This window comes from Capnocytophaga canimorsus (assembly GCF_002302565.1).
Lineage (GTDB): Bacteria > Bacteroidota > Bacteroidia > Flavobacteriales > Flavobacteriaceae > Capnocytophaga > Capnocytophaga canimorsus.
The window spans coordinates 429,516-444,680 of sequence record NZ_CP022382.1 but is presented as its reverse complement, the minus strand read 5'-3'; the positions used below and the strand labels follow the sequence as shown (position 1 = coordinate 444,680).

The following is a 15,165-nucleotide window of genomic DNA, read 5'->3' as shown; positions in this document are numbered from 1 at the left end:
ACTATATTTTTTTCCAATTAACTTGTATTCACATTTATATAATTTTGAAAATAATTTTTTAAGAGTTATAGAGTCTTAAATTTTTACTTTTAATTATGCTATAGAGGGTAATAATTTATGAAAATAGCAGTCGTCTAGGGGAGTTTTTGAGTATTCAAATCACTTTAAAATGTGGAATAATTTGAGACAACCCCCTCTTTTAAGGCAAGAAAATCGAACCTCTGTTTCTAAGAAGTAAATTTTGCTATGATGAGCAAAATGCAATTAAGTTTAAAGTTTGTATTAAATACGAATACCAACAGGTAAAAGGTCTTTGTATTCCTTATTTTTTCGGAAAAAACTAACGATAGGAGGACAAGTAGGAACCACTTTTAGTCTCCTATTATTAGCCTCTTCAAGTACCGATTTAATAAACGCCTCCTCAAATGTTTTTGCGGCTTTTTCAGGAATGTGCATTTTGGTTAGAAAAATTTTCTTTTCTTGTATAGCATATTCGATAAAAGCCACTTCTTCATTGATTTGCGCCTGAAATTGTCGCAAAAACTCATTGTTTTTTAATGTTATCATTGTCTTTTATTGAATTATATATTAAACAAAACCAAGAACGAAGTAACAAAAACAATTCTCAAATGAATTTTGTGTTGTTAAAAAAAAAGCAATAACTTTACCAAGTTAGGTGTTTTTGAGTAATTTTATTACTTTTGTTAGGCAAAGTTACAAAAAAAAATATGACAACGAATTCATATTACCAATAATTTATGAATCCTGAGCCCATACACATTTATATGATGCCTGGAATGGCGGCAAGTCCTAAAATATTTGAATTTTTGGAGTTTCCTAGTTATTGTCAAATTCATTTGTTGGACTGGATACTCCCTCTGAAAGAAGAGTCATTAGCGGATTATGCGCTTCGTCTTTCCAAAAATATCAAACACGAGAGCCCTGTTTTGATAGGGGTTTCTTTTGGGGGGATTATTGTGCAGGAGATAGCTAAAATACGTCCCTATCGGAAAATTATCATTATTTCGAGTGTAAAAACGCAACACGAATTGCCCAAAAAAATGTTGTTGGCACGTTACACCAAAATACATAAATTATTACCTTTGAGTTTGGTAGATACTATGGAGTATTGGAAGCGTTTTTCTTTTTCGGGTTCAATAACAAAGCGTATCGAATTGTATGAAAAATATATTGGTATGCGCTCTCCTTTCTATTTGGAATGGAGTATTGACAAAATAGTTAATTGGCAGCAAGAAAATCCACTGCCTAGAACTATTCACATTCACGGAAGTAAAGATGTGGTTTTTCCTATCAAATACATTTCCAATGCTATAACCATTGAAAAAGGAACACATATTATGATTATTAACAGGTATAAATGGTTCAATGAGCATTGGGAAAAATTGTTAAAATATGAGGAAATTGATTAAAAAATAGTTATAAAAGTTAATTTCTTTGTAAAAAAGGAAAAAGATACAGACATTTGCCTGATGCTCTGTGTTTTGTATCTATTCTAAAAAATTCTAAAATTCAATTCAAAAACAAAGGCTATGAAAAATACTACAAAAAATATTTTAAGCGGATTAGGTGTTTTCTTTTTAGGAGGATTACTAATTAACGCTTCTGCTTCGTATGATTCTGATAATGAAAAAGATAATGAGATTCGTCCTGTAAAAGGATATAACGTATATGCAGTGGATTTACCCACAGAGGTCGATTTTGCTGGAGAAAAAGCCCCCTTGCATATTCCTGATGTACGTGAACGTCTTGATAGAGAACTCTTGGTTAATACTTATTGGCAATCTAATGGTCTTCTGTTCATTAAGAGAGCAAATCGGTATTTTCCTGTTATTGAACGTATTTTAAAAGAAAATGGCGTTCCCGATGATTTTAAGTATTTAGCCTTGATTGAGAGTGGTTTACAAGATGTTGTTTCTCCTGCAGGAGCTAGTGGTTTTTGGCAGTTTATGAAAGCTGCCGCTAAAGAAAACGGATTGGAAATCACTGACCAAGTTGATGAACGTTATCATTTGGAAAAAGCCACTAAAGCAGCTTGTGATTATTTGAAAAAATCTAAAAAAAGTATGGGAAGTTGGACACTTGCAGCTGCGGCATACAACGCTGGTAATACAGGGGTGTACAATCAGCTCACGGCTCAAAAAGTAACGGATTATTATGATTTATGGTTAAATTCTGAAACTTCTCGATACGTTTTTAGAATATTAGCTATTAAGGAAATTATGAAAAATCCTACTCAATATGGTTTCAATTTTGAATCTAAAGATTTGTACTTAGAAATTCCTACTTATCAAGTAGAAGTTAAAGAAAGTATTGATGATTTAGCCCTTTTTGCTCAAAAGTATGGTGTTAATTTTAAAGAATTGAAATTACATAACTCTTGGCTCAGAAGCAATAAATTAACGGTGACTGCAGGAAAATCGTATGTAATTAAAATACCTAAGAAATAAATAATTAGGGGCATTACTTAGATATATATTAGGTAAAACGTGCGAAAGTTATCAACCTGAGACCTTTGCAAGAACCATCCACCCTCTATTTTTCCCATATTCGGATGATTTTTTTAGAAAAAGTGTTTCTGAAAATTCGAAATTGTATTCTTTTTCATCATTTTTTCTCACTTTTGGGGTCAATTTTAATCAAAATCCCCTTTTTTTGGACCTTTTTTTCATTAAAAGGCAGGAAGTATTTGCATCTTTGGACTTCGCTTCAGATTGTAGGCAATAGCTTCCAAAATATGTTGTGTGTGTACCTTGTCCAAGCCTTTTAAACGCGTCTGCCCCACACCAAACCATCGCTTCTGACTCCCAAAAGTACGCTCTACTACCCAACGCGTCTTAGAAATCAACTTGTTAAACACTCTCTCCCATTTACTTAGCGGCTTATTTCTCTGTGCTTTATGCTGTATCCTGTCCTTGGATTTTCTTTCCTTAAGGTATTCCCTATTCGCCTTGGAAGCATAGCCTTTATCAGTAAAAACGCCTTTTTTAATTCGTTCATTGTCAAGTTTTTCTAATAAAGGAATCAAGCCTTTGCTATCGTGCTTGTTGGCCGGTGTGGTATGAACCGCCAATACCAAACCATTGCTATCCACCGCAATTTGTTTCTTGTATCCGAAATAAGTTTTTGTGCCTTTTTTGAGCCATCTCGCTTCCTTATCTACCACATTTTCAGCCACTTCCTTGAAAAAATGCTCTTGTTTTTCAATTTCCTCCTCGGGTAACTCGTCTTCTTTTCGATTCCAATAGAATTGAAGCTTAAGCCTTCCAAATACATCATTAAACCTAGTCTTTGTTCTGACGGAAGTTTGGCAGTGGATTTATGGGGCAACAGTGTAATTTCTGCCACAATCTTTGCATTTATACCTCTGAACGCCTTTGATAATTCCATTTTTTATTTTGTTTTTGCTTTTACAAATTGGACAATCCATCTCTTATTTTTCTGTGAAATATACAAAACTATATTTAATTAGAGCCTGTTTAAAAAAGATATTACAAAAATTCGTATTGAGAATTTTTATAAAAACAAAAAAAATGATTGTCAGCTGTTGATATTAAATATTTTTTCGTAATTTTTTGGTGAATAAACAATTATGTTACGATGAAAAATTATCCAACAGATATCACTGACAATCAGTGGCAATTTATAAAAAAACTTTGAATTTCAATGAAAGAAAGCGAAAACACGATTTAAGAACTATTTGGAACGCCATAATGTATCTTGTAAAAACAGGATGCCAATGGCGGATGTTATCTGGTGATTTTCCAAAATGGCAATTGGTTTACTACTACTATAGCAAGTGGGCAAATGCAGAGGATTTTGATTTACTTCTTTCCAAATTACGCGAAGAAGTAAGGACTAAAAGAAACCAAAACAAAGTACCTAGTCTCGGAATGGTGGACAGCCAGAGTGTAAAATGGGGCAATAATCGTTCGTTGAAAGGATTTGAAGGAAACAAAAAAGTGAAAGGCATTAAACGACATATAGTAGTGGACAAAAACGGATTTTTATTAGCAGTAATAAGTAATAGCCACAGTAGCCAATATTCACGATGGTAAGGCGACAGATTTTCTGATGAGAACTTTGGCATATTTATTCATTCCTTTAAAGATTATCCTTGCCGATGGAGGTTATAGGGGAGAGATTATCGAACAAGTGAAGAATAAATTTGGTTATATCATTGAGGTAGTTATGAGAAATGATCAAAGGAAAAAGGATTTTCATCCCATTTCTAAAAGATGGGTGATAGAACGCACTTTTGCTTGGCTAGACAATGATCGAAGATTATGTAGAAATTATGAATTACTGCTAGAAAACTCAGAAAATATGGTCAAATTATCCGCTATAAAATTTTACTCAAAAAAATTTAAACAGGCTTTTATCAAATCTAAAATATTTAATATGAATAGCTGACAATCATTTTTTTGTTTTTATAAAAATTCTCAATACGAAATTTTCTCTTTTAGTTTTTTTATTTTAAATCATTGTATAATATGCTATTACAAAATATAAAAACAGAAAATGATTTTTTTATAATCCAAAAATTTGGTAGTTTCAAAAAAAGTCGTACATTTGCAACCGCATAAGTGAATTAATAAGTGCATTTGGAGAAATGGCAGAGCGGTCGAATGCGGCGGTCTTGAAAACCGTTGAGGGTAACACCTCCGGGGGTTCGAATCCCTCTTTCTCCGCGTGAGGTACTCTGAACAAGAGTTCAAAAAATACCAGCAAAGTTAGTAAGTATCGTAACTAATTGAGGTTACGATACTTTTCTTTTATACCTATACCTATACATCTTCTCAGAGTATGTAAAGAGGTCGCAAATACTCCCAAAATACTCTCAAATGGCTACAATCTGGCTACACTTTTTCGAGCCGATTGAAAATTGTAGTCCAGAGTTTGTTTAGAGTACGCATATATTACTGTTATTCAAAGTATTATGTAGAACTTTACAGCGTGGTTACAGAGGTTTGATTTTCACGTTTTTGGCTATAATTCATAGTCACTGTGGCTACAATTCTTCTCTTCCTGACTACAACTCTCAAAACAGATGTGTATGAAGTCTATTTTTAGAACAGCCTTCTATCTTAGAAGCAACTATGTCAACAAGGAGAGAAAACTTCTGTGATGTTGAGAATCTATCTCAACAACGATCGTCTATCCATTGGATCGACAGGTATCGCTGTGGTGCAAGCACGGTGGGATGGTTACTTTGAAAATTCTGTTTCAAGTACGAACGGTCGAAAATTGTTGGTGAACTATTTATTAACATTTTTTTAATCTTGAAAATAGATAATTTTAAATCTTGTTAACTTAATGCTGAAAGAAAAGTGTCAAACGCAGGATAGGTATGTTTATGTAATGTGGTAATAAAAAATTGCACTTGGGGGGTGAATGTGCCAATGAAATAATTATGAATCTTTGTCGAATTCGTTATTTGAAAATGGTTACCTTTGCAATTTAAATAAAGTTTTACAAAATGATAAAATGGTTTAAAAATGATTTTTGGATAACCATTGCACGGCTTATACTTCGCAATCGTACCGCCATACTCATTGGTTTGGGGGTAGTAACACTTTTTATGGTAGTTCAGTGGCAACACGTACGCTTTACTTTTACCGAAGCCAATATGTTGCCCGACAATCATCAGGTGAATATTGAATATCAAAAGTTTTTAGAAAAATTTGGCGAAGAAGGAAACTTAATGCTCCTTGCAGTTGCCGATGAAAGCATTTACACTCCCGAAAAACTCAACTTGTGGAATGATTTGAGCAAAAAGCTTAAACGATTTGAACAAGTACAAGCAGTTATATCATTGGAACAACTTCCTGTATTGGTCAAAGATACGCTTAATGAGCGATTTATAACACAGCCATTAGTTAATCAACCCTTTGAGAATCAAGTGCAGGTGGATAGCTTGAAAGGTAATTTGTTTGAAAAATTACCTTTCTATGAAGGATTTATCTTCAATAAACAAACTCAAACGCTTCAAACAGCGGTGTATTTGGATAAAAAAATCGTGAACACTAAAGCACGTAAAGATTTTATTATCAATGATTTTTTACCTTTAATTACGCAATTTGAATCGGAAACCGGTTTGGATGTTCATACCTCTGGAATGCCTTATATCCGTACGTTGAGTGCCAAAAGTATTACTGACGAAATGGGGCTTTTTATTGCATTGGCTTTATTTACTACTTCGTTCATATTCTTTTTGTTTTTCCGTTCGTTCCGAGCAATGTTTATTTCGATGACCGTAGTGGCTATAGGTGTGGTTTGGACTTTTGGGCTTTTAGGAATTTTCCGTTATGAAATTACTATACTCACTGGGTTGATTCCGCCTTTGGTGATTGTTATCGGTATCCCGAATTGTATCTTTCTCATAAATAAATATCAACAAGAAATACAAAATCACGGCAATCAGGCAAAATCACTACAAAGAGTAATCCGTAAGATTGGTAATGTAACAATGCTTACCAATTTAACTACAGCGGCAGGTTTTGCTACATTTATATTTACCAATAGTGAGTTGTTGAAGCAATTCGGTTTGATTGCTTCACTTAATATTTTGGCTATTTTTTTCATATCGTTATTGATAATCCCGATTTTTTATAGCTTTATGAAGGCTCCTAAAGAGAAGCATTTGAGGCATTTGGATCGGAAATTCATCAAGCGTTTGGTACGTTGGATGGAAAATGTGGTAAAACATCATCGTTTCGCTGTTTTTACCACAGCCGTAACGATGCTCGTACTCAGTATTATCGGGATTTATAAAATTCGAGTCTCTGGAAGTTTGATTGAAGATATGCCTCAATCGGCACCTTTTTTTGAAGACATTTTGTTTTTTGAAGAACAATTTGGCGGAATTATGCCTTTGGAAATTACCATTGATACCAAAAGAAAAAATGGAATTAGTCAGTTAGCAACGTTAAAGCGTATTGAGGAGCTTTCGGCATATATTGAAGAAATTCCTGAAATTTCCAAACCAATTTCCATTACCAATTTGGTAAAATACGCTAAACAAGCCTATTACAACGGAAATCCGGAATATTATGAACTTCCTTCTTCGCAGGAACAATATTTTATAATGCCTTTTATAAAGAATTCAAAAGCCGATGGGAATATGCTTTCTGCTTATGCCGATTCTTTGGGGCAAGTGGCACGTATTACCACTTTTATGAAAGATATAGGAACCGAAAGAATGGAAAAAATTGAACAAGATATTTATCAAAAAGCTCAAAAAATATTTCCAGATGAGCGCTATGAAGTAAAAATTACAGGTAAAGCGTTTCTCTTTACTAAAGGGACTAATTATTTGGCAACCAATTTAATATATTCGTTAGGTTTTGCTATATTGATGATTGCTTTAATGATTGCTATCATATTTCGTTCGTTTAGAATGATACTTATTTCTCTGGTTCCTAATATGTTGCCTCTATTAGTGACTGCTGGAATGATGGGCTTTTTAGGCATTCCGTTAAAGCCTTCAACGGTTTTGGTATTTAGTATCGCTTTTGGTATTTCGATGGACGATACCATACATTTTTTAGCAAAATATCGGCAAGAACTCATTAGTCGTAACTGGAAGATTCACAAGTCAGTATATGCTTCCATTCGTGAAACTGGTGTAAGTATGTTTTATACCTCTATCGTGCTATTTTTCGGTTTTTCAGTTTTCCTGATTTCCGACTTTGGTGGAACAAAAGCACTCGGTGGACTCATATCGGTAACCCTATTCTTTGCGATGCTTACCAATTTACTGTTGTTACCCTCTTTATTACTTTCCTTAGAGCGAAGTATCGCCAATAAAGAAACCTTAAAATCTCCTATCTTGGAAGAGGAAGTAAAGGATTAAATAAAATATAATGAAAAGTGATTAAAAAAAGAAGATATTTATGTCAGGCTGAGTGAAGTCGAAGCCTTATTATTACAAGGCTTCGACTTCGCTCAGCTTGACAGGTGAAACTACCATCATACTTTTATAACACGAAGATAATAATCTAAAAAAGTCGGTTTGTATGGGGCAAACCGACTTTTCTGATTACATTTTTGGCGGATATTTTTCTAAAATTTTCGATACAAATTCTTGTATTCGTTTTTCTTTTTGTTCTATCCGTTGCGGAATGTAACCAATGCCTTTACCTTGCCAAATTAATTCCTTATTTTTAGTTTCAATAATTTCGATGTATAGTGTGCCTTCAATATTAGTGGTTGTCCTATAGGAAGTTCCATTCCAAAAAGGTCCCCAATCCCAACCCCAATAAGACGTATAATCGTTGTAAACGACGTTGAGGTTTTCGCGCTCTTTAGTAAAGATATTAACCAATACATCTGGGTTTTCAGATTTTTGCATTCCTTTCCCATTCAAATTTTGCTCAATGGCTCTTAATATCCGTTTTTTATCCAAATCCGAAATCGGAACTTTGTCAATACCTTCTTTATGAAAAGCATACGTCTTGTAAGCCATAAAATTGGCTTGACGATCATAGTCCGAAGCAACCTGCACGGTGGCACAAGAAGAAAATAATAAGGCAAAAAACAGTAAAAAGGTGATAGATAAGTTTTTCATAGGCAATTATTTTTATGATTTTCAAGTAATATACTGCAAATTTCATACCGAATTATCATATTCTTGATTTTTATATCCTTTTTAAAAGCACCTCATACTTCATTTTTAGATAAGACAAATATTTTTTTAAAAGATTTTTATTTTATTTTGTTGATTTTCTAATTTTTATGTTTTATGCTTTTAGTTTTTCTAAAATATTTGAAAAATAATTTTTAAAGTTGTCTGAAATATTTTTAGCTTTGCCTAAAAATTAAGTTAAACAAATAATTAAAAATAAAATGAAATTTTACACTTTTTTGTTGCTATTTAGCTTATCCTTAGCTGGTTTTGCTCAAGGAGGAGTTGTGAAAGGAATGGTGAATTCTGAAAAAAAATCGTTGGAAGGAGCTTCCTTAGTATTAGAAAATAAAGATTATAAAACAGGGGTAGCCTCTGGAAAAAATGGTGCTTTCCAGCTTTTGGCTCCTGCGGGACGCTACACCTTAAAAGTATCAATGTTAGGTTATACTGCTCAAGAGATTAAAATTGAGATTCAACAGGGGCAAACCATCGAAAAAGATATTGAATTGAAAGAAGACGTTTTGGGCATTAACGAAGTAGTAGTTACAGCAACCAAAACCGAAATGAGCAGAAAAGAGGCTCCTGTTTTGGTAAGTATTACTAATGCTGAGACTTTGTCTTCGGTTCGTGCTAATACCTTAATGGAGGGGCTTGTTTTCCAACCTGGGTTACGCACGGAAGTAAACTGTCAAAACTGCGGATTTTCGCAAGTGAGAATCAACGGATTGGAAGGTGCTTATTCGCAAATACTAATCAATAGCCGTCCTGTATTTGGTTCTCTTAATAGTATCTACGGATTGGAGCAAATTCCAACCAGTATGATACAACAAATAGAGGTTACTCGTGGGGGAGGTTCTGCTTTATTTGGGTCGAATGCTATTGCAGGTACTATTAACATTATTACTAAAAATCCAACTAAAAACGAATTTCAAGGCGGAACCACCTATCATCTAATTGGAGGACAGGCAAAAGATTTCGTTTCTGTATTTAATGGTTCTTTAGTTAGCGACAACTTTAATAACGGAATGAGTTTTTATGCAATGCACAGAAAAAGAAATGCTTATGATGCTAACAATGATGGTTTTTCTGAACTCACACAATTACAAAACATCAATTTCGGAACAAAGTTGTTTAGCGAAATTACCAGCAGAAAGAAAATTGAGGCGGAGTTTAACGTATCAAATGAAAAACGTCGTGGAGGTAACGCCTTGGAGTTGCCCGAACACGAGGCAGATATTGCCGAGTCCATAAAAACAAATTTACTTGGCGGAAATCTTAATTATGAGTACTTAACACGTGATTACAAGCACAAATTCGTAACCTATGCTAATGTACAAGCTACTGATTCTGATAATTACTACGGAGCAGGAAAAGACCCTGAGGGTTACGGAATTACCAAACAGAAAATATTTGTACTTGGTGGGCAGCATACCGCTCATTTTGATACAAATAACGGGACCTTTTTGCTTACTTCGGGGGTAGAATTAAAAAAAGATGATATTTCTGAAAAAAGATTAAGAGCCAATGTTTTGTCAGTTAATCAAGATGTTAAAAGTTTAGGTGTTTTTTCTCAAGCAGATTGGAAGATAGTACCTCAGTTTAAAGTACTTGCAGGTTTGCGTATGGAACACTTAAATGCCAACTTGTTGGAAAAATCTATTACCGTAATTAACCCTCGTGCTAGTTTACTTTACAATATTTCTGAACGTTGGATTTCCAGAGCCTCTTATGCGCGTGGTTTTAGAGCACCTTTATTTTATTCGGAAGATGTTCATTCTGAAATGATTCCTGGAGAGGTACGTCGTGTTAAATTGGCTTCTAATTTGAAAAAAGAAACTTCTGATAGCTTTATGGCTTCTTTAGAGTATAACGTAACTTCCCAAAACCAACAATTGATATTGATGTTGGAAGGTTTTTACACGCTTTTGCATAATCCTTTTGTTTATGAAGATGCCGGTGAGGAAAACGGATTAGCAATTCGTGAAAAACAAAACAGAGATGGTGCTTTGGTCAAAGGAGTGAATTTGGAAGTTAAGTATGCGCCTAACAGTAAGTGGATTATGCAATTAGGGGCTACTTTCCAAAGTGGCAAATTTGAAAATAAATATGAGCCAGAGGAAGGTATTGAAACGGACAAAATTTTGCGTACCCCCGATATTTATGGAAATTTCACAGCAACTTACAAACCTTCTGAAAATTGGATGATAAATTTTTCAGGAGTTTACACAGGAGCAATGGATGTACCTCATTTAAAAGGATACATTACTGAAAATCGTTTGGAAAGAACCAAGCCAATGTTTGATTTTGGTATAAACACCAACTATGAAATAGCAATAAATGATTCGTATAAACTTGATTTGAGTTTAGGAATGAAAAACTTGTTTAATCAGTACCAAAAAGATTTTGATAAAGGGGCTGAACGTGATCCAGCTTACATCTACGGACCTTCTTTGCCAAGAACTTTCTTTGCTGGTGTAAAAATAAAAATGTAATTTTTGATCTCGTTTTTCTTAAAATGAAAATCCCGATGTTTGGTTCTGAACATCGGGATTTTTCTATTTCTGATGATTCATATTTTGATGAGATGAAGATGCTTTATTTTTGATTATGTTTCTTTTAATCAGTATTTTATGTTTTTATTTTTTAGAGTTTTCTAGATTTTGACGCATATTTTGGTATTTTAATGTGCCAAGTATTTGTATTTTACGTAAATAATTGTATTTTTGCACCCCAATTCTAGATACTATCGTGTTTAGGGTTGGAAAGGAATGTTTAATTTTTAAAAATAGGAATGTGGATACATTAAGCTACAAAACAATTTCGGTAAATAAAGCCACTGCAAACAAAAAGTGGGTTTTAGTAGATGCCGAAGGACAGTCGTTAGGGCGTCTTGCCTCTAAAGTAGCCAAATTGCTACGTGGTAAGTACAAGCCAGAGTTTACCCCACACGTTGATTGCGGTGACAACGTAATTGTTGTTAACGTAGAGAAAATCAACTTAACTGGAAACAAGTGGAACGATAAAGAGTATATCCGTTACACTGGGCATCCTGGGGGGCAAAGAGTGCAAACTGCTAAAGAACTTTTAGCAAAACACCCAGAAAGATTGGTAGAAAAAGCCGTAAAAGGTATGTTGCCAAAAAACAAATTGGGTGCAGCGATTTTACGTAATTTGAAAGTGTACGTAGGTACAGAGCACAAACACGAAGCTCAACAACCTACTACCATTAACTTAAACGAACTTAAATAATGGAAGTAATTCACAAAATTGGTAGAAGAAAAACGGCTGTAGCTCGTGTTTATGTTAAACCAGGAAACGGAGCTATTAGTGTTAATAAAAGAGACTTAAATGACTACTTCACCACTTCAACGCTTCAATATAAAGTAAAACAACCATTTGCTTTGTTAGGAGCTGAAGACGCTTACGACGTAAAAGTAAACGTGTATGGTGGAGGAATTACTGGACAAGCCGAAGCTATTCGTTTGGCTATTTCAAGAGCTCTTTGTGAGGTAGATGCTGAAAACAGAGCGGTATTAAAGCCTGAAGGACTACTCACTAGAGACCCACGTATGGTAGAGCGTAAAAAATTCGGTCAGAAAAAAGCACGTAAAAAATTCCAATTCTCAAAACGTTAATATCGTTTTGGTTTATTATTGGAGCAATTCAAATTATTAAGAAACATAGTGTCGTTGTTTTCCAAAGAAAACGGAAAATTAGTTTAGCATCCAAATGCGTAAAGGCGTGTCTCAAGGGCAACCACTTTTGCATTGCTAAATCAACGGAACGTAAACTATTACAAAAATGGCAAATAATATAGAAGTTAAAGATTTACTTGAAGCAGGTGTTCACTTTGGGCACTTGACAAGAAAGTGGAATCCGAATATGGCTCCTTACATTTATATGGAGCGTAACGGAATTCACGTTATCAATTTGTACAAAACAGCTGCTAAAATTGAAGAAGCTAACGAAGCTTTGAAAAAAATTGTAGCCTCAGGGCGTAGAGTCCTTTTTGTAGCTACAAAAAAACAAGCAAAAGATATCGTTGCTGAAAAAGCAACATCGGTAAAAATGCCTTACATCACTGAAAGATGGCCAGGTGGGATGTTAACTAACTTTGTTACCATCCGAAAAGCGGTTAAAAAGATGGCGTCTATCGACAAAATGAAAAAAGACGGTACTTTTGAAACCCTTTCAAAAAGAGAAAAATTACAAGTAGAGCGTTTAAGAGAGAAACTTGAGAAAAACTTGGGTTCAATCGCTGATATGACTCGTTTGCCAGGGGCATTGTTTGTAGTGGATACGATGCGTGAGCACATTGCCGTGAAAGAAGCAAGAAAATTAAACATTCCTATTTTTGCAATGGTGGATACCAATTCAGATCCTCGTGATGTGGATTATGTTATCCCAGCCAATGATGATGCTTCGAAATCCATCGAAAAAATCCTTACTTACGTTACGGAAGCCATTAACGAAGGGCTTTCACAACGTACACCCGATCAAAAAGAAAAAGACGCAGAAACTGCTGAATAATTAGTTACTAACCTTTTAATAAAGTAATTATGTTTTCAAAGTAGTTGTCTTTGAGGCATAGTTACTTTATTTTTTTAAATTTTAAACAAGATATGGCAAATATTACAGCCGCAGAAGTAAATAAATTAAGACAAGCTACCGGAGCTGGTATGATGGACTGTAAAGCAGCTTTGGTTGAGGCTGAAGGAGATTTTGAGAAAGCTATTGAAATCCTACGTAAAAAAGGACAAAAAGTAGCTGCAAAAAGAGCTGATCGTGATTCAAGCGAAGGAGCTGTTATTGCAAAAGTAAACCAAAATGCTACTAAAGGAGCAATCGTTTCTTTGAACTGTGAGACCGATTTCGTAGCTAAAAACGAATCTTTCGTAGCTTTAGCTAACGAATTGGCTACTATGGCACTACAAGTAAGTTCTAAAGAAGAATTACTTGCTGCTGACTACAAAGGAATTACAGTTGCTGATAAACTTACTGAGCAAACAGGAGTTATTGGTGAGAAAATTGAAATCGGTGCTTTTGAATTGTTAGAAGCTCCTTTTGTAGGTTCTTATATTCACGCTGGAAATAAAATTGCTGCCTTAACGGGACTTTCAGCCAATGTTAATGGAGCTGAAGAAGCAGCTAAAAATGTTTCTATGCAAATTGCAGCAATGAATCCTATCGCCTTGGATAAGGAAAGTGTAGATGCTTCTGTAATTGAGAAAGAAATCGAAATTGCAAAAGACCAATTACGTCAAGAAGGAAAACCTGAAGCGATGTTGGATAACATTGCAAAAGGTAAATTAGAGCGTTTCTTCAAAGATAATACTTTGGTGGCTCAAGAATATATCAAAGGAAACAAAGAAAGCGTTGCCGATTATGTAAAATCAGTAGATGCTGGACTTAAAGTAGTAGCTTACAAACGTGTTTCTTTGTAATGATTTACTTTTAATAAAATATAAAAAAGGATTGCTTTTAAGCAATCCTTTTTGTTTTAGTAAGAGGTATCAATAATATTACTAATTTTTTGTATTTTTGCACCTTATTTTAAAAATATAAAACAAATGCAAGAAGGAATTTATGTAAAGTTTATCACTGAAAAAGGAGATATTTTAATAAAATTAACTCACGATAAAACCCCTGCAACGGTGGGGAATTTCGTTGCTTTGGTAGAAGGGACACAAAAAAACAGTAGAAAACCTCTGGGAGAGCCTTACTATAACGGATTGAAATTTCATAGAGTAATTCCTGATTTTATGATTCAAGGAGGATGTCCTTTAGGAACGGGTACGGGAAGCCCTGGATATCAATTTGATGATGAGTTCCATCCCGAACTGAAACACGACAGACCTGGAGTGCTTTCAATGGCAAATGCTGGACCAGGCACTAACGGGAGCCAGTTTTTTATCACTCACGTTCCTACACCTTGGTTGGATAACAAGCACACTGTTTTTGGACACGTCATTGAAGGGCAAGATGTGGTAGATGCTATCAAACAAAATGATTTGATGCGTGAGCTTCAAATTATCCGTGTGGGTGAAGCTGCTCAAAAATGGGATGCGGTGACCGCTTTCGAAAAATTTAATGCTGAAAAAGCCCAACGTATTGAAGCTGAAAGACGAAAAGCTGAAGAAATACTAAAAAATGAAACTATTGGCTTTGACAAAACCGAGAGCGGACTTTTTTATAAAATAGAACAAAAAGGGAATGGCAAACAAGCACAAGCAGGAAAAACCGTTCGTGTGCATTATACGGGAATGTTGCTGGATAAAACCATCTTTGATTCGTCTTACAAACGCAATCAACCTCTTGAATTTGTAGTAGGGATAGGTCAAGTCATTTCAGGTTGGGACGAAGGTATATTATTGCTTCAAGAAGGAGATAAAGCCCGATTTGTAATTCCTTCAGAACTTGCTTATGGAAGTAGGGGGGCAGGAGGAGTCATTCCGCCTAACGCACCACTTATTTTTGATGTGGAATTGGTACAAGTAAAATAGATTTATAGTTTTTTA

15 protein-coding genes and 1 tRNA gene are annotated in these 15,165 nt (G+C 34.6%); 12 read left to right on the top strand and 4 right to left on the bottom strand.

What is annotated here, in order from left to right; genetic code table 11:
* Positions 1–282 precede the first annotated feature (282 nt).
* Positions 283–567, bottom strand: a complete 285-nt coding sequence (locus CGC47_RS02035; protein ID WP_095899920.1) for a GNAT family N-acetyltransferase — start codon at positions 565–567, stop codon at positions 283–285.
* Between the two features lie 191 nt (positions 568–758).
* Between CGC47_RS02035 and CGC47_RS02030 the strand changes: the two genes are divergently transcribed.
* Positions 759–1,430, top strand: a complete 672-nt coding sequence (locus CGC47_RS02030) for an alpha/beta fold hydrolase (RefSeq protein WP_095899919.1) — start codon at positions 759–761, stop codon at positions 1,428–1,430.
* A gap of 120 nt (positions 1,431–1,550) precedes the next feature.
* Entirely contained in the window at positions 1,551–2,468 is a 918-nt protein-coding gene (locus tag CGC47_RS02025) for a lytic transglycosylase domain-containing protein (RefSeq protein WP_041998392.1), read from the top strand.
* A gap of 221 nt (positions 2,469–2,689) precedes the next feature.
* Here the strand turns inward: CGC47_RS02025 and CGC47_RS02015 are convergent, their stop codons facing one another.
* Both CGC47_RS02015 and CGC47_RS10990 read right to left on the bottom strand, forming a co-directional pair.
* Positions 2,690–3,196, bottom strand: a complete 507-nt coding sequence (locus tag CGC47_RS02015; RefSeq protein ID WP_052456068.1) for an IS5 family transposase — start codon at positions 3,194–3,196, stop codon at positions 2,690–2,692.
* Between the two features lie 141 nt (positions 3,197–3,337).
* Positions 3,338–3,448 carry an IS1/IS1595 family N-terminal zinc-binding domain-containing protein gene (locus CGC47_RS10990; RefSeq protein WP_440588175.1) on the bottom strand — a complete coding sequence of 37 codons (111 nt, stop codon included), beginning with the start codon at positions 3,446–3,448 and terminating at the stop codon, positions 3,338–3,340.
* Positions 3,449–3,674: 226 nt separating this feature from the next.
* Here CGC47_RS10990 and CGC47_RS10870 point away from each other — a divergent pair, with 226 nt between their 5' ends.
* The 4 genes from CGC47_RS10870 (at position 3,675) to CGC47_RS01995 (ending at position 7,873) form a co-directional block, all read left to right on the top strand.
* Positions 3,675–4,076, top strand: a complete 402-nt coding sequence (locus CGC47_RS10870) for a transposase (protein ID WP_232779658.1) — start codon at positions 3,675–3,677, stop codon at positions 4,074–4,076.
* Between the two features lie 16 nt (positions 4,077–4,092).
* Positions 4,093–4,431, top strand: a complete 339-nt coding sequence (locus CGC47_RS10865; protein ID WP_232779678.1) for a transposase — start codon at positions 4,093–4,095, stop codon at positions 4,429–4,431.
* Between the two features lie 193 nt (positions 4,432–4,624).
* Positions 4,625–4,709, top strand: a tRNA-Ser gene (locus tag CGC47_RS02005).
* Between the two features lie 788 nt (positions 4,710–5,497).
* Entirely contained in the window at positions 5,498–7,873 is a 2,376-nt protein-coding gene (locus CGC47_RS01995) for an efflux RND transporter permease subunit (protein ID WP_041998403.1), read from the top strand.
* A gap of 186 nt (positions 7,874–8,059) precedes the next feature.
* On the opposite strand, the gene CGC47_RS01990 is transcribed toward CGC47_RS01995, so the two are convergent.
* Positions 8,060–8,587 (bottom strand): DUF4136 domain-containing protein, encoded by a 528-nt coding sequence (locus CGC47_RS01990; RefSeq protein WP_041998406.1) that lies wholly within the window; start codon positions 8,585–8,587, stop codon positions 8,060–8,062.
* Positions 8,588–8,865: 278 nt separating this feature from the next.
* Between CGC47_RS01990 and CGC47_RS01985 the strand changes: the two genes are divergently transcribed.
* The 6 genes from CGC47_RS01985 (at position 8,866) to CGC47_RS01960 (ending at position 15,150) form a co-directional block, all read left to right on the top strand.
* Positions 8,866–11,139, top strand: a complete 2,274-nt coding sequence (locus CGC47_RS01985) for a TonB-dependent receptor (RefSeq protein WP_041998908.1) — start codon at positions 8,866–8,868, stop codon at positions 11,137–11,139.
* A gap of 301 nt (positions 11,140–11,440) precedes the next feature.
* A complete protein-coding gene (rplM, locus tag CGC47_RS01980) occupies positions 11,441–11,896 on the top strand; it encodes a 50S ribosomal protein L13 (protein WP_013997328.1) in 456 nt (151 codons plus the stop codon).
* Positions 11,896–12,282: a 30S ribosomal protein S9 gene (rpsI, locus tag CGC47_RS01975; protein ID WP_013997327.1), complete on the top strand. Its 387-nt coding sequence runs from the start codon at positions 11,896–11,898 to the stop codon at positions 12,280–12,282. Before rplM ends, rpsI begins: the two co-directional genes overlap by 1 nt.
* Before the next feature lie 166 nt (positions 12,283–12,448).
* Complete coding sequence (gene rpsB, locus CGC47_RS01970) at positions 12,449–13,177, top strand: 30S ribosomal protein S2 (RefSeq protein WP_013997326.1); 729 nt, start codon at positions 12,449–12,451, stop codon at positions 13,175–13,177.
* 92 nt (positions 13,178–13,269) lie between these two features.
* Positions 13,270–14,091 (top strand): translation elongation factor Ts, encoded by an 822-nt coding sequence (tsf, locus tag CGC47_RS01965; protein ID WP_013997325.1) that lies wholly within the window; start codon positions 13,270–13,272, stop codon positions 14,089–14,091.
* Positions 14,092–14,217: 126 nt separating this feature from the next.
* Entirely contained in the window at positions 14,218–15,150 is a 933-nt protein-coding gene (locus CGC47_RS01960; protein ID WP_013997324.1) for a peptidylprolyl isomerase, read from the top strand.
* Positions 15,151–15,165 lie beyond the last annotated feature (15 nt).

What these genes read in the sequence shown, in the direction of transcription:
- CGC47_RS02035 (WP_095899920.1), bottom strand. Translation starts at nt 567, where the DNA reads ATGATAACATTAAAAAACAATGAGTTTTTGCGACAATTTCAGGCGCAA.
- CGC47_RS02030 (WP_095899919.1), top strand. Translation starts at nt 759, where the DNA reads ATGAATCCTGAGCCCATACACATTTATATGATGCCTGGAATGGCGGCA.
- CGC47_RS02025 (WP_041998392.1), top strand. Translation starts at nt 1,551, where the DNA reads ATGAAAAATACTACAAAAAATATTTTAAGCGGATTAGGTGTTTTCTTT.
- CGC47_RS10990 (WP_440588175.1), bottom strand. Translation starts at nt 3,448, where the DNA reads ATGGATTGTCCAATTTGTAAAAGCAAAAACAAAATAAAAAATGGAATT.
- CGC47_RS10865 (WP_232779678.1), top strand. Translation starts at nt 4,093, where the DNA reads ATGAGAACTTTGGCATATTTATTCATTCCTTTAAAGATTATCCTTGCC.
- CGC47_RS01995 (WP_041998403.1), top strand. Translation starts at nt 5,498, where the DNA reads ATGATAAAATGGTTTAAAAATGATTTTTGGATAACCATTGCACGGCTT.
- CGC47_RS01990 (WP_041998406.1), bottom strand. Translation starts at nt 8,587, where the DNA reads ATGAAAAACTTATCTATCACCTTTTTACTGTTTTTTGCCTTATTATTT.
- CGC47_RS01985 (WP_041998908.1), top strand. Translation starts at nt 8,866, where the DNA reads ATGAAATTTTACACTTTTTTGTTGCTATTTAGCTTATCCTTAGCTGGT.
- rpsI (WP_013997327.1), top strand. Translation starts at nt 11,896, where the DNA reads ATGGAAGTAATTCACAAAATTGGTAGAAGAAAAACGGCTGTAGCTCGT.
- rpsB (WP_013997326.1), top strand. Translation starts at nt 12,449, where the DNA reads ATGGCAAATAATATAGAAGTTAAAGATTTACTTGAAGCAGGTGTTCAC.
- tsf (WP_013997325.1), top strand. Translation starts at nt 13,270, where the DNA reads ATGGCAAATATTACAGCCGCAGAAGTAAATAAATTAAGACAAGCTACC.
- CGC47_RS01960 (WP_013997324.1), top strand. Translation starts at nt 14,218, where the DNA reads ATGCAAGAAGGAATTTATGTAAAGTTTATCACTGAAAAAGGAGATATT.